This window comes from Neoakkermansia glycaniphila, from assembly GCF_900097105.1.
GTDB lineage: Bacteria > Verrucomicrobiota > Verrucomicrobiia > Verrucomicrobiales > Akkermansiaceae > Akkermansia > Akkermansia glycaniphila.
This window is the reverse complement of the sequence record NZ_LT629973.1, coordinates 2410527-2425617: the sequence shown is the minus strand read 5'-3', so window position 1 is coordinate 2425617 and position 15091 is coordinate 2410527. Positions and strand designations below refer to the sequence as shown.

10 protein-coding genes are annotated in these 15091 nt (G+C 57.6%); 2 read left to right on the top strand and 8 right to left on the bottom strand.

The genetic code is table 11. The features are described 5' to 3' along the window. Window positions 1–9: 9 nt before the first annotated feature. The 7 genes from kdpA to larC all read right to left on the bottom strand — a co-directional run bounded on the left by kdpA (window position 10) and on the right by larC (window position 11575). Window positions 10–1713 (bottom strand): potassium-transporting ATPase subunit KdpA, encoded by a 1704-nt coding sequence (kdpA, locus tag PYTT_RS10160; protein WP_067773145.1) that lies wholly within the window; start codon window positions 1711–1713, stop codon window positions 10–12. A 194-nt stretch (window positions 1714–1907) separates the two neighbouring features. Further along, the gene (locus tag PYTT_RS10155) at window positions 1908–2594 is read right to left on the bottom strand and encodes a response regulator (RefSeq protein WP_067773142.1); all 687 of its coding nucleotides are present in this window, start codon (window positions 2592–2594) and stop codon (window positions 1908–1910) included. 21 nt (window positions 2595–2615) lie between these two features. Further along, a complete protein-coding gene (locus tag PYTT_RS10150) occupies window positions 2616–5291 on the bottom strand; it encodes a DUF4118 domain-containing protein (RefSeq protein ID WP_067773139.1) in 2676 nt (891 codons plus the stop codon). Between the two features lie 331 nt (window positions 5292–5622). Continuing rightward, complete coding sequence (locus PYTT_RS10145) at window positions 5623–8478, bottom strand: glycoside hydrolase family 3 C-terminal domain-containing protein (protein WP_067773163.1); 2856 nt, start codon at window positions 8476–8478, stop codon at window positions 5623–5625. A 259-nt stretch (window positions 8479–8737) separates the two neighbouring features. Next, window positions 8738–9496, bottom strand: coding sequence for a nickel pincer cofactor biosynthesis protein LarB (larB, locus tag PYTT_RS10140; RefSeq protein WP_067773136.1), 759 nt, complete (start codon window positions 9494–9496; stop codon window positions 8738–8740). Between the two features lie 2 nt (window positions 9497–9498). Beyond that, window positions 9499–10314 (bottom strand): ATP-dependent sacrificial sulfur transferase LarE, encoded by an 816-nt coding sequence (gene larE, locus PYTT_RS10135; protein ID WP_172801811.1) that lies wholly within the window; start codon window positions 10312–10314, stop codon window positions 9499–9501. Continuing rightward, window positions 10307–11575 (bottom strand): nickel pincer cofactor biosynthesis protein LarC, encoded by a 1269-nt coding sequence (larC, locus tag PYTT_RS10130; RefSeq protein ID WP_083076456.1) that lies wholly within the window; start codon window positions 11573–11575, stop codon window positions 10307–10309. Before larC ends, larE begins: the two co-directional genes overlap by 8 nt. A 170-nt stretch (window positions 11576–11745) precedes the next feature. Here larC and PYTT_RS10125 point away from each other — a divergent pair, with 170 nt between their 5' ends. Then, window positions 11746–12684 (top strand): DUF362 domain-containing protein, encoded by a 939-nt coding sequence (locus PYTT_RS10125; protein WP_067773129.1) that lies wholly within the window; start codon window positions 11746–11748, stop codon window positions 12682–12684. Window positions 12685–12699: 15 nt separating this feature from the next. Beyond that, window positions 12700–14496, top strand: a complete 1797-nt coding sequence (locus PYTT_RS10120) for a 4Fe-4S binding protein (protein ID WP_067773126.1) — start codon at window positions 12700–12702, stop codon at window positions 14494–14496. Between the two features lie 69 nt (window positions 14497–14565). Here PYTT_RS10120 and PYTT_RS10115 read toward each other — a convergent pair whose 3' ends face one another. Further along, window positions 14566–15066 (bottom strand): GNAT family N-acetyltransferase, encoded by a 501-nt coding sequence (locus PYTT_RS10115; protein ID WP_067773158.1) that lies wholly within the window; start codon window positions 15064–15066, stop codon window positions 14566–14568. Between the last annotated feature and the right edge of the window lie 25 nt (window positions 15067–15091).

Sequence of the window (15091 nt, the reverse complement as noted above, 5' to 3'; positions counted from 1 at the left end):
AAATTGTGTTTAGAGTACGGCACCGCCTATCATCAGCAGATGTTCCATGATCGGGCCGAGGGCCAGTACCGGGAAGAAGGTCAGCGCGCCGACGATCAGGACGATCGCCACCAGCAGCAGCATGAACGTCATATTGTCCGTCGGCATCGTACCCGGTGCGGGGGGAGCTACCTTCTTGTTCATCAGGGAACCGGCAATCACCATCACGGGAATCATCACGGCGAAACGCCCGATGAGCATGCAGAGACCGCCCAGCACGGAATAGAAGGGGGTATCTCCCACGCCAAGGCTGGCAAAAGCGCTGCCGTTATTATTCGCCTGCGAACCGAAGCAGTAGAGAATTTCACTCACGGCATGCGGGCCAGCTGCGCCCAGAGAAGCCTGCCCCACATCCGTCGCAGCAGCCAAAGCGGAGCAGATCAGCACCGCCAGACCGGAAGCCAGGACGCCGACCATCGACCAGCGGACTTCCCTGCCCTCGATTTTCTTGCCGAGGAATTCCGGCGTACGTCCGACCATCAGGCCGCACAGGAACACGGTAATGATCGCAAAGAGCAGCATCGAGTACAGGCCGCAGCCCGCACCACCGAAAATCACCTCTCCGAGAAGCATATTCGTCAGGGCCACGCCACCGGCCAGCGGAGTCAGGCTGGCGTGCATGCAGTTCACGGAACCGTTGGAGGAAGCCGTCGTCGCCACCGAATACAGCGTACTGTCCGTCAGACCGAACCTCAATTCCTTGCCTTCCAGCAGAGGCATGCCGGAATAAGCCGGGGAGCCGCTGAATTCAGACCAGAAGGAAATACCGATCATCACGATGAAAATCAGCATCATCGCACCCCATATCGTCCAGCCCTGCCGTTTGGAACCGATCATGCGGCCGTAGGCGAAGGGACAGGCACAGGCGATAAGCAGCAGGGAAAGCATCTCGAACATATTGGCCAGCGGCGTCGCATTCTCGAACGGATGCGTGCCGTTATTGCCGAAGAAGCCGCCGCCGTTCGTCCCGAGCTGCTTGATGGCAATCTGCGAAGCGGCCGGGCCGCCGGGAATCACCTGCTCCACGCCGTCGAGCCCCGTCGCCATCACAGGAGCATTCATATTCTGAATCACGCCCTGGGAAATCAGCACGAGCGTAACGATCACCGCCAGAGGAAGCAGGAAATACAGCGTACTGCGGGTCATATCCACCCAGAAATTGCCGAGGCCGGATGCCGCCCCCTTCTTCTTCAAAGCTCTGATGAATGCAGCCATCACGGAAAGCCCCGTCGCACAGCTCACAAAATTCTGCACGCACAGCCCCGCCATCTGGGTGAAATAGCTGACGCCCTGCGGCCCCTCGCCGGAATAGAACTGCCAGTTCGTATTCGTCATGAAACTCACCGCCGTATTGAAGGCGATATCCCAGCGCATATTCTCGGTGCCTGCCGGATTCAGCGGCAGCCATGCCTGGCATACCAGCAGCAGGTAGAGGACGATGAAACCCCACAGATTGAACAGCAGGGCAGCTCCGAGATACTGCTTCCAGTTCATCTCGAACGCCGGATTCACGCCGGATGCCCGGTACACCAGCCTTTCGGCGAATCCCAGGGGTTTCAGAAAACGCATATTCTCACCGGTCAGAACCTTGGAAAGCCATGTACCCAGAACGGGAGTCATGGCTGCCAGCACGCCGATGAAAATGACGATTATAATCAGATCATGTAGTGACATGCCCGCACTATACACCCGGAATCGCAGTCCGGGTAGTTAAGTAGGGAGGCCGGAGCATTAAGAAAAAGTTAAGAAAAGAACCGGATTCCCGGCTCTGGCCTCCACACCGAAAAAAAGGCCGCACCCCGGAGGGCGCAGCCGCTACCCGCCTATCCCCGCAGGGCACAGGCATCAACCGAATGGCGTGCTTCGTCTCACTCGGGCACAATCCTGTAGCCGAGGCTCGATTCCGCACGGATCATCCTGTTTTCCGGATCGGTATCGCCCAGTTTCTGGCGCAGGTGCGTCATATGCACGCGCAGATAATGCGTATCCTCCTCGTTCTGGGGCCCCCATACTTCGCGCAAAAGCTGCCTGTGGGTCAGCACCTTGCCCTGATGCTGGAGCAGCAGGCGGAGAATGGCGTACTCCTTGCCCGTCAAATGAACCTCTTCGCCATCCTTCACCACCAGCCGCGAAGTCAAATCCACGGACACGTTCCGCAGCTTGAAAGCCGTCGGCTCCGGCCCCTGCGCACTGCGCCGCAGCATCACGCGCAGGCGGGCCAGCAGCTCGCCGCTGCCGAAAGGCTTCGTCAGGTAATCGTCCGCCCCCGCATCGAGAGCGGCGATCTTATCGTCTTCCCGGTCCTTCGCCGTCAGCACCAGCACGGGAACCTGCGTCCACTCCCGCAATTCCTTCAGCACATCCAGCCCGTGCATATCCGGCAGGCCGAGATCGAGAATCACCACATCGGGTCGGCGGAACGCAGCCTCGCCGATACCCAGCCTGCCGTTCTCGCTCTCGCGGGTGCGGTAGCCCGCCTCCTGCAGGGTCAGCGTCAGCAGGCGGCGAATCTGGCGTTCGTCATCAATAATCAGTATTTCAGGAGCGGCATTCATGGTCAATGGAAAAGGGATTCATCAATCGACAGGTACCTCGCAATGAGGATTCCAGGGCATCGCAATCCGGAAATGTCCCCCCCTATCGGACGGCAACAGCGTCACCGTCCCCTGCTGGGCCTCGACAAAACCTTTCACAATCGGCAGCCCCAGCCCGCAACCGCCCGTCCGCGTACTGCGGAAACGCTCGAACAGATGCGCCTTCATCTCCTCCGCAATGCCCGGACCCTCATCGCACACATCGAGGTAAATCTTCCCGGCCACGGAATCGACGCTCCCCTGCACGGCAATACGCGTACCCGAAGGCGTATGAATACAGGCATTCAGCAGCAGATTCGCCACGGCCTGCTCCATCAAAGTATAATCGGCACGAAACGGCGGAAAATCCTCCGGCAAACGCACATCCACCGGATGCCCGGCGCGAGCCGCCTTCGTTGCCTGCAAGGCGCCGTCCACCACATCGCTCCAGTCGCACCAGTCCGGCTTCGCCTGCAAATTGCCGGATTCGAGCCGACTGACATCCAGCAGATTCTTCACCAGCCAGCGCAGGCGGTGAGCCGCTTCGCCCATCTCCCCACAAAGCTGCAAAGTCTCATTGCGGCGGCTTTCGCCATCTCCGCACACGCGTGCCATCCGCTCCGTCACCCCCTCGATCACCGCAAGCGGCGTCTTGAACTCATGCGACACGCTATCCAGCAGGGAACGGTTCAGCTTCTCCGACTCCTCCATCACCAACGTACGCGAACGCAGGCGCTCCAGCTCGTCGCGCTCCAGAGAAAGAGCCAGCTGCGCCGCCATACTCTCCAGAAGATTGCGATCCGCCACACTCAGCAACACATCCTTGCCGGGCATCACACCGATCACCCCCAGGCACCTGTCTCCGGAAACCATCGGCAGATAAAAACCGTCCGCCCCCGGCAAAGTCTGCGTAAAACGGCCCGCGCACTGGCGATTCTTGAAACACCAGTCCGCCACGCCCAGCTCCTTCACATTCGCATCGTAACGGCCGATATAGGAACGCAGACGCACATACGCCGGTTCCCCTCTAGGCATAATCAAAGCCACCGGGGAATTCATCAGGCGGAAAATCTGCTCCTGAGCCTTATCCAGCATCTCCTCCGTATTGCGGGCGGCGGCCACATCCCGCGTAAACAGGAACAGGGCGGACGTACGGTCCACCCGCGCGCGCTCATTGCGCTCCTGATCGCGCAGCTTGGACGTCAAATGGCCGATCGTCAGCGCGATCACGAAAAACGACAGGCACATCATTACATCCTCCGTACGCGCGATCATCATCGTATACTTCGGCTCGATGAACAGCAGATCCCAAAGCAACGCCCCGCACAAGGCCGACAGGAAAACCAGCATGGGCCGCACGAAAAACGCCAGAGCCACCACCGCCATCAGATAAAAAAACGCCGGGGCGAAATAATCGAGCATCGGCACCAGCAGCAGCCCCAGCAGAGTCACCCCGCCCATCGTCGCCAGCATGGCGGCCCACTCGCGGCCGGAAGCAACCGAACTCCGGCGCGATGTCCTCCATGCCGGTTGCGCGCTCGCTTCCTCGGCTGGCACCACATACACGTCGATCTGCCCGCACTCGCGGATCAGCTTATCCACCAGAGTCGTACAGTGCAGAAAGCCGAACAGGGGCAGCTCGCGCGGCTTGCCAACCACAATCTGGCTCACATTGTGCAGATGCGCCACGCGCAGCAACGCCTCGGCCACATCGTTGCCCGGCATCACGATCACCTCCGCGCCAAGAGAGCGAGCCAGCTCAAGATTCTTATCCAGCCGCGCGCGGGCATCCGGAGGAAGCTGAACGGAAGTCTCGACCGAAAGCGCAATCCACGGCGCATTCAGCGCATACGCCATCCTGCGTGTCCACCGCACCAGCCGCGTCGAAAACGGGCTGGGCCCCACGGCCACCATCAGGCGCGTACCGTTCTTCCAGATATCCCGCCTGCCGGAATCGCGTCGAATGAAATTCAGCTCATGATCCACCCATTCCGCCGTCATCCGCAAAGCCAGCTCGCGCAACGCCGCCAGATTCGACTCCTTGAAAAAATTCTCTGCCGCAGCCCTCGCCCGGTCCGGCATATACACCTTCCCTTCCTTCAGCCGCGTCAGCAACTGCGCCGGAGTCAAATCCACAAGCTGGATATAATCCGCATTCGTCAGAATGGAATCCGGCACCGTCTCGCGCACCGTGGCCCCCGTAATGGAAGCCACCGTATCCGCCCGGCTCTCCAGATGCTGCACATTCAGCGTCGTATACACATCGATACCGTGTGCCAGCAGCTCCTCAACATCCTGAAACCTCTTGGCATGGCGCGAACCGGGAGCATTCGTATGGGCCAGCTCATCCACCAGAATCAGCTGCGGATGCCGCCGCAAAGCCTCCTCGAGATCGAACTCCTCCAAATCCACTCCCCTGTAACTGATCGCCTTGCGAGGCAACACGGGCATCCCTTCCAGCAAAGCCCGCGTATCCTCCCGCCCGTGCGTCTCCACAATCCCCGCCAGCACATCCGTACCCTTCTCCAGATCGGCACGGGCCGCTTCGAGCATCGCATACGTCTTGCCTACCCCCGGCGCCATTCCGAAAAACACCTTCAGGCGGCCACGCCCCTCCTTGGCTTCCTGAGCCTTGATATTGGCCAGAATCTCGTCGGGCGTATGTTTGAAATCTTCCATAAAGAACCAGCCGTACGGCTTTTTTCCACACTACCACAAAACCGCCCCGGGCGGAAGGTTAATTCCGGAACGAAAAGTGTTAATTTTTTATTACGCCGCACCGGCAAACCGCCCGTTCAGGCGCACATCTCCCCATACAGCCCCGCATCAAACGATTCCCGGCGATAGCAATCCGATCATGGGGGACGATCACCCCTCACGATTTCATAAAAGATTGATTCCTGCAATATTTTGAATAGTCGATTCTATGGGCAGATGTGACACCTAAGAAAAATGCATATTGAAAAAGCGATTCTCGTACAACTCTTATTCTGTAATAATGGTCGAGAACTTAATTGTTACCCATGAACCCATCGACATGCAACTCGCAAACCTCAGCTTTGCCCTTTGTAATGAGAACCCTGATATCGCTGGAAACCATGCCGGGGAAAGTGTACGTTTTCTTCTCCATACCTTTTTCCGCATGAATCGTCCCATGATAAACGGTAAGAAACTGTCCGCCTCCCGAGGAGAGCTGTATTTCAAAATCGGCATTGCTGCCTTGATTCCAATCAATACCGATTTTTTGGGGAGTAATGTTCTCCTTGAGAGTCATGGTAATATAATCGCCTGATTTTGCCGGCCAGAATGTTTCCTTTTTACGGTCAATAACATGATGGGCCTTATCCTCGTCTGCAGAGGCAATAAGGGCATTGGAAAGATTGGTTTCCCTCTGGTCTCCGCCCGCTTTGGATTGATTCCCATCAGTATAGGTCAAGGTCCCATTGAGCTTGATCTTGTCAGAGGATGTTCCGACCATGATCTTGAATTGTCCGGGTTCCGTCACCCATTTTCCTTTCCCGTTCACTAGAGCGAGATCTTCCGGCTTCAATGTAAAATTCAATTTCTTGGATTCTCCCGGTTTGAGATGAATGCGCTCAAAACCTCTCAGCACTTTTTCATAGGCTGTCACGGAAGAAAGAACATCACGTATATAAAGCTGTACGACCTCATCACCGGCACAATCTCCAGTATTTTTGACTGTGCAGGTAATTGTGGCATTCTGCCCGGGTGTGATTGTTGCGGGAGAAATTCCCAAATCGGAATAATGGAATGTTGTATAACTTAATCCGTGACCGAAGGAATACAGAGGACCATTCACCAACGTCAAATTACCTCTAGGCCCCGTGCCGGAGCCATGCCCAAGCTGAGCGGCAACTTTGGTCGGGAAATTGAACGGAATCTGCCCCACGGTTTTCGGGAAGGTCATAGTCAGCTTGCCGCCAGGATTGTAATCGCCAAACAAGACATCGGCAACAGCGGTTCCACCGTGCGCTCCGGGATACCATGCTTCGAGAATGGCAGGAATTTTCTTCTGTGCCCAGTTAATGCTCAACGGACGTCCATTGATCAAAACGAGAACGACCGGCTTGCCTGTTGCATGAACTGCTCTGAGCAAATCCTCCTGCCTGCCGGGTAATTCCAGAGAAGTGCGGGATTTGTTTTCGCCGCAAGTTCTGCCACCACCTCCCAGAACCATAATCACGACATCGTTCTCACCAGCAACCTTGACAGCTTCGTCGATACCTTTTTGTTCTTTTTCATTCAATGGTTCCCGTATGATTTCCGAATTGGGCCAGTTATCATCCACCAGTTCGCAGCCCTTGACATAGGTTACTGTGGCCTTTCCTTCAGCCTTGTTCCTGATACCTTCCAAAACGGTGGTAACATCAACATCCAAAGGCCCGTAATGAAGCAAGGCATACGATTTCACATCGGCATTGGGTCCGATAACGGCGATTTTTTTCAGGGACTTTTTATTGAGCGGCAATGTTTTATTGTCGTTTTTGAGAAGAACGAGCGACTCGCGGGATGCCTGAAGAGCATATTTCTGGTTTTCTTGAGAATTGACTTCCTTATCTGCGGCGGCAAGATCGCTTTGATACGGATGATCGAACATACCCGCTGCCATTTTGACTCTTAAAATATCGCGTACGCGCTCATCGATAACCTTTTCATCGATTTTACCCTCTTTAACCAATTCGCGAAGAGGTTGGATATAAGAGTCGGGAGAGCGGAACGTACAGCGTACATTCAACCCGGCCAAAACACTCTGACGAACGGAGTCCTTGAGGTCGGGAGCCGTAAACCATTTGAAATACATGTATTCGACAGCATCACTATCGGAAACGAGATAACCCTTGAATCCCATTTCTCCACGAAGGCGCTCCGTCAGCCAATAATGGCTGCTTTCGATAGGTTCACCGTTATAGTCATTGAGACAGACCATGGCTCCCAGCATATTGGCGCGTTTGATCACTTCCCTCCATGGATAGACATGGACGAATTCCATTTCTCCGGGCGACATCTGAGGATCAGACCGGGACATGCCTTCACGACCGCCCTTATTATTGCTATAACCCAAATAATGCTTGCCCGTAGAGATGATTTGGCCTTGGTCCTGCATTCCTTTAACCATTTCCACGCCAAGTTCCGCGACAAGGAACGGGCATTCGCCGTAGACCTCTTCACAACGTCCCCACCTTTGGTCTCTGGCCACGTCCAAAATGGGTGCATAAATGTTGGTGTAACCGAGCAATCTTCCTTCTCTACCCGTTATTCTCCCGATTTGACGCACCAATTCCCTATTCCATGTATGGCCGATTCCCAATTGGCAGGGAAAGTTGGTTGCCTTGGCCGCTTCTACGCCGCGAATACCCTCGTTGGTAAAATCCGTCGGTATGCCCAGACGCGTTTCTTCGACGAAAAATCGCTGCACTTCATTGATAGCCCAAGCATGGCGGGAGGCAGGCCAAACATTGGGATTCTTTGAAACGGGCCTGCCCCACGACACAAAGCCGTTCAAATGCTCATCAATGGCACCAATCCCATCTTTCCAAATTTTCTTTTTCCAACCCGCATTGGGTAAATCATCGCTCAATACCCTCTGGTAACCGTACAAAGTTGCCATTTGGCATGTTTTCTCATCCAGCGTCATTTGGGACAAAAGATCTTCCACCCGCCTGTCGATAGCCTCGTCCGGATCTTCATAGACATCTTTTTTCCCATTTTTGTTGAAATCGATCCACCCTTGACGATACATCGGATTCTTCCCGGGACTATAGGTAGGAGAAGTCGATGGTGAAGGATCTTGAGCATAAACAGAAGCATTTCCCGCAAGAAAAGAAATACAGCAAGCGAGCGTCATTGTTTTCGCATATGTGGAGAAAGTAATCATCATAATCTATCAGAAAAATAATTAGTGTAACACTTAAAATAACTTAAGTATATTTGTATACGCATTGAATACGGAAAATCTTTCTTGATACATCATATTGACCATCATTTCATGGTACGGATATACAAGCAATAACGGTACAATCCATCGCACAGGAAGGTGCCCAAACACAACAAATACGCCCCCGTTCCCTGGTGGCGTTCCTGCAAACAGGAAAACATCCGGCGAATTAAGAATGCCTGTGCCCCCGCATGGAGCAAAGCACCAGATGCGCATTGAAGCCACCGCCGAAACCGTTATCGATATTCACCACACTCACGCCATTGGCACAGGAATTCAGCATCGCCAGCAGAGCGGCAAGCCCGCCGAACGACGCCCCGTACCCTACGCTCGTCGGCACGGCAAACACGGGGCACTTCACCAGCCCGGCCAGCACGCTGGGCAAAGCTCCCTCCATCCCGGCCACCGCCACAATCGCGGATGCGCCGCGCAACACATCGAGCCTGTCCAGCAGGCGGTGCAGCCCCGCCACGCCGCAATCGTACAACCGCTGCACCCGGCTGCCCAGAAACTCCAGCGTAAGCGCCGCTTCCTCCGCCACGGAATAATCCGAAGACCCCGCACTGATCACCACGGCATAGGCATCTCCCGGCGGCTCGGGAAACTCGCCCACGGCAACCATCCTGCTCCCTGCATCGTACCGTGCATCCGGAAAACGCTCCATCAGCACCGCCGCCTTCTCGCCGGAAACCCGCGTCGCCAGCGCCCTGCCGCTCGCATGCAGCACCGCCGCCATAATCTCCGCGATCTGCTCCGCCGGCTTGCGCTCCCCGAAAATCACCTCCGGCGCACCTGTGCGGCACTCCCGCTCCAGATCCACCCGCGTATGCCCCAGATGCAGGCACCGAGCCTCCTCCAGCAGGCGCACCGCCTCCTGCTCATCCATCCGGCCCTCGCGGAACCCGTGCAAAATATCCGTCATCTTCATCGTCAAATTCCTTCCATATTCATGCTGCCCCGCTCATAGCCGCCCATATCGAGAGAAATGTGGCGGAACCCCAGCTTGCGGAACGCCTCGACAATCCTCTCCCGGCACGATCCCTCCATCGCTCGGCGCACATCGTCGGGAGAAAGCTCGATACGGGCCAGAGCATCGCCATGCACACGCACGCGGCATTGGAGAAAGCCCATCACCTGCAGGCAATCCTCCGCCGCTTCGACCCGCCTCAGCATCTCTTCCATCACCTTCTTCCCGTGTTCCAGCCTTGTCAGCAGGCAGGCGCCTGCCGGGGCATGCACGATCTCCATCGGCACATCCAGCATCGACCCGAGAGCCTTGATGCTATCCTTGCCGATACCGCATTCCAGAAAAGGAGACAAAACTTCCAACTCCTTGATCGCCTGCATCCCCGGCCTGAAATCCCCCAGATCATCCACATTCGTACCGTCCGCCAGCCACTCGAACCCTTCGTCGAGAGCCCGCTGCTGCAACATCGAAAACACCGACCTCTTGCAAAAATAGCACCGCTTCGGAGGATTATTCCTGATCAACTCCGGAATCGCCGTCCGGCACACCACATGGCGCACGCCAAGCCTCTCGCAAACGCGCCGTGCGCTCTCCAGCTCCTTCCCCACCATATAGGGGGCATCCACCGTCAACGCCAGGCATCGCTCCTTGCCCAGGCAATACGCGGCAAACGCCAGCAGCACGCTGCTATCCGATCCGCCGGACAAGGCGACGGCCAGCTTCCCGCGATTCCGCAGAAACACGGCCAACCTCTTGGCAGACTCGCAACCGTCAATCACGTGCCTCCTCCTTTCCGCAGCAGCCGCATTCATCCAGCAAACGAAGCATCATCTCCAATGAAACACCTTTGCCCTCCGCCAGTTTCTTCAAATCGTCGAACTCCACCTTGGAACGCCGCATCTCTCCATCCCCCTCGCGGCACTTGCGCCTGTACGGCATCCCTTCAAACACGCACTCCTGCTGAGACCTCCCGCTCTCGTACTTCGACAGCCGGGCCACGCGCACCCCCAGCGAAGAAGAATGCACCAGCATGCAGCGCACCATCTCCGCCTCCAGCTCCGGGCGGCACAAAGCCGTCACCTTCGTCCCCAAACGGCTCTTCTTCATCGCGATAGCCTCCTGCCACACATCCGCCGCCCCGGCGGCAAACAGACGTTCCGCCAAATACGCCACATGCTCCGCCGTCATATCGTCGATATTCACGGACACCTCAAGTGCATCCGTCCGCTTGCAAGCCTCCGTAACCGCATCCGCAGCCTCCAGCAAAGACACGCGCACCACATTCGGCAAACGCTCAGAATGCCTGTGGCCCACACCGATACCCGTCGCCAGCACGCGCCCAGCCAGCACGCCATCGCACCGCCCGGCCATCGCCGCCAGCAGTCCCATCCCCGTCGGAGTCGTCGCCTCATGATCCGTCCCGCCGATCGACACCTCGAACCCCTCCGCCAGAATCGCCGTCGCCGGAGCGGGAACGGGCATCACCCCATGTGCACAATGCACATGGCCGCTGCCCAGCTCCACCCGGCCACAGGAAACCGCATCCACCGCCAGCAACTCCCAGCAGATCGCCGCCCCCACCACATCAACAATCGAATCCACCGCTCCCACCTCATGAAAATGCACCTCCTCCACGCTCCTGCCATGCACCCGCGCCTCAGCCTCCGCAATCTTCCGGAAAACCGCCGTCGCATCGCGCTTCACGCGCCCGCTCAGGGAAGAATCCGCAATCAATTTTGCAACATCGGCAAAAGAACGGTGTTCATGATGATGGTGGTGATGATGTGCATGCCCGTGATCATCGCCATGGTGGGCATCATCTCCGTGGCAATGCACCGAAACCTCCACGCCATGAATACCGGAACGGCCGCTGCGAACCGACTTCAGCGAAAAACTCCCGTGCGGCAACACCAGCTTCCCAAGCTCCTCTTCCAGCCGGAGCGGATCAACGCCCAAATCCACCATCGCCCCGAGATTCATATCCCCGCTCAACCCGGCAAAACAATCATAATGCAGCACACGCATACTGCCTGGAACCATACCAGAAACAGCCTCCTCGCATCAAGATTAAAATAGCCGCCACACCGGCATGCCTCGCATCCCCTCCCGCAAAACGCGGCACACCGGCGCACAGACGAAAAGAAACCTTGTGTCTTCCCGAACAAACCGTTAAAATCCAAACAGGCCAGAACAACGCCTTCCCCCACATCATGCAACGCAGAGACTTCTTGAAAATGGGCTTCGCCGTCGGAGCTGCCTTCTCCCTGGAAACCCTGAGCGGACTCTTCCCCGCAGCGGCAGCGCAAACCGCCGGCAAACCGGACGAAACCGCCGGAGGTACTCCCTCCCTCGTCGCCGTTCGCAACGGATCGCGCATCGCCATGCTTGAAGCAGGCCTCGCCGCCCTCGGCGGAATCGGAGCCTTCGTCAAAGCCGGACAAAGCGTCGTCATCAAACCCAACTGTGCGTGGGACAAAACGCCCGAACTCGCCGCCAACACCCATCCGGACATCGTCGGACGCCTCGTCAAACTCTGCAAGGATGCCGGAGCCTCCCAAGTCCTCGTCTTCGACCACGCCTGCGACGCCTGGCAACGCGTCTATAAAAACAGCGGCATTCAGGAAGCCGTCGAAAGCAACGGCGGAAAAATGATCAGCGGAGCCGACGAATCCATGTACCGCGACCACGACAACCCGCAGGCCGTCAAACTCAAAAAGGCCAAAGTCCATCAGGCCATCCTCGACTCCGACGTTTACATCAACGTACCCGTCCTCAAACACCACAGCGGCGCACGCATGACCGCCTGCATGAAAAACGCCATGGGCCTCGTCTGGGACCGCTCCTTCTTCCACAACAACGACCTGCACCAGTGCATCGCAGACAGCGTCCTCCTGCGCAAGCCCGACCTCAACATCCTCGACGCCTACAGCCCCATGCTCCGCAACGGCCCCAAAGGCAAGGACGCCAACGACCTCATCGACACCAAGGCACTCCTCATCGGCACCGACATCGTCGCCGTCGATGCTGCCGCCTCCAAACTCCTCGGCAACAAGGACGGAGACGTCCGCCACATCGACCTCGCTGCAGGCATGGGCATCGGCTCCAGCGACCTCTCCAAAATAGGCATCCGGCGCATCTCCCTCGCCTAACCGACCTCCACAGCCATGCTCAGCACCTTCCGCAGACTGGCGGCGCTCGCCGTCCTCGTCCTCTTCTTCTGCACCTTCATCAACCTGAAAAACGAAGAACCGGGCGAAACGGCCAACTGGCTGCAAAGCATCCAGTTCGTCCCCGCCTGGCTCGGAACCGTCAGCGGAAAAACCTGGGCATTGGCTACCCTCATCGGCCTGATCGCCGCCACCCTGCTCTTCGGCCGCGTATACTGCTCCTTCCTCTGCCCCCTCGGCATCCTGCAGGACATCGCCATCCGCGCCCGGAAACTTTACAACAAACTCCTCGGCAGAAAACAAACCGGCAAAACCGTCCGCTACACGCAACCGGTACCGTATGTGCGCTACGCCGTCCTCCTTGCCACCATAGCCGCCATGACCGGAGGCTCCGCCCTCCTCCTCACCTGGCTCGATCCCTACACCATCGCCGCACGCTTCGCAGCCGGATACGTCAACCCGCTCGCGGCAAACGTCAACAACCTCCTCCTCGACACCCCGCTGGCAGCCCCCCTTGCCCTCACCCACATGCCACCGGACTGGATGCGCTACGGCCTCCTCCTCATCCCCATCGCCGCCTTCATCCTCCTCCCCCTCGCATTCGCCTGGCAGCGCGGCCGCCTCTACTGCAACACCCTCTGCCCCGTCGGAGCCCTGCTCGGCCTCATCTCCCGCCGCCCCCTCTTCCGCCTCAGCGTCGACTCCGCCTCCTGCGTCAAATGCGGCAACTGCCTCAAAGCCTGCAAAGCCCACTGCATCGACCTCAAAACACACGAAATCGACACCGGCCGCTGCATCAACTGCTACAACTGCGTCACCTCCTGCGATGCGCACGGACTCCGCCCGCGCTTCACCAACCCCTTCAAACGCCGCACCGCCCCGGCAGCCAAACCCGCAGCCCAGCCGCAGGCCAAACCCGCAGCCGCACCCGATATGGCGCGGCGAGCCTTCCTCGGCAGCACCATCCTCGGAGCCTCCGCCATGCTCAGCTCCTGCAAGAGGGACGACATCTCCGGAGCCAGCCTCGACCCCGCCAAAACAGGCACCAATGCCGGCCACGCCGCCACGCCGCCCGGCAGCAAAAACCTCGACTTCTTCCTTGACCGCTGCACGGGATGCGGACTCTGCATCACCGCCTGTCCCACGCACGTCCTCCAGCCCTCCTACACCACCCATGGCCTCAAGGGATTCATGAAACCCTACATGAACTTCACTAAAGGCTTCTGCAACTTCGACTGCAACATCTGCGGCACCGTCTGCCCTGAAGGAGCCATCGCCAAACTTCCCCTGCCCGACAAGAAAAAAATCCAGATCGCCCTTGCCGAATTCCATCGCGACCGCTGCGTCGTCCAGCAAAACCGCACCGAATGCGGCGCCTGCACCGAACATTGCCCCACCAAGGCGCTCTTCACCGTCGAAGAAACCTTCCCCATCCTTCACCCGGACAAATGCAACGGTTGCGGAAAATGCATCCGCATCTGCCCGCAGGAAGCACTCTCCGTCCAAACCGATGCCGACGGCAACGAAACCGCCGTACTCGACAACAAAAAATGCATCGCCTGCGGCAAATGCGCCACCGCATGCCGCAAACGGCAGGCCATCAGCCTCCAGAAACTCCTCATCCCGCAAATGGACAACAAACTCTGCATCGGATGCGGAGCCTGCACCTATGCCTGCCCCGTACGCCCCGACCGCGCCATGACCATGACACCGCGCCTCGTCCAGCTCGAAGCCGTCCAGAAAATCGAAGCCCCAGCGGAAAACCCCGTATCCACGGAAGAATTCCCCTTCTGACCGGGCTTCCCTCCTGCACATCCATCGGCATCCCCGCCTTGGGCGGCGGCATCCCTCTTCCGGCTCGCATCAGGAAATATCCCGTTGCATCAGGACGATACCGAACTCGCGTCCCAGCTTGAACCCGATATTCTCCAGCAAAGCCACCCGGCGGAAACCGTGCTTCTCGTGAAACCGCAGGCTGCGAGCATTCTCCTCGGACACTTCGGCAATCAAATGGCAAATCCCCATACCCTCCGCTTCCCGGATCAAAAGATCGAGACACAAAGTTCCCAAGCCCCGGGACAAATACGCAGGCGCAAGAAAATAGGTAACACACGCCGTACGGCGAAACGTGGGCGACGACAGCCACTCTCTCAACATGCAAAAACCGATCGCTGCACCCGATAACGGATCCATCAAAACAAACGACGGATACGACTTCGCATCCTCCAAAAACCGGTCATAGGCATCCATCGGCAGTGCAGAATCTGAAAAAGCGGCGGTTCCACTCTCCACATAGATATTGAAAAGCTGCATCACCGCAGCCCGGTGAGCCTCTCCCATCCTTTCAAACAGCACATCGTCCATCGACGCGGTATAACACAGCCTCGAA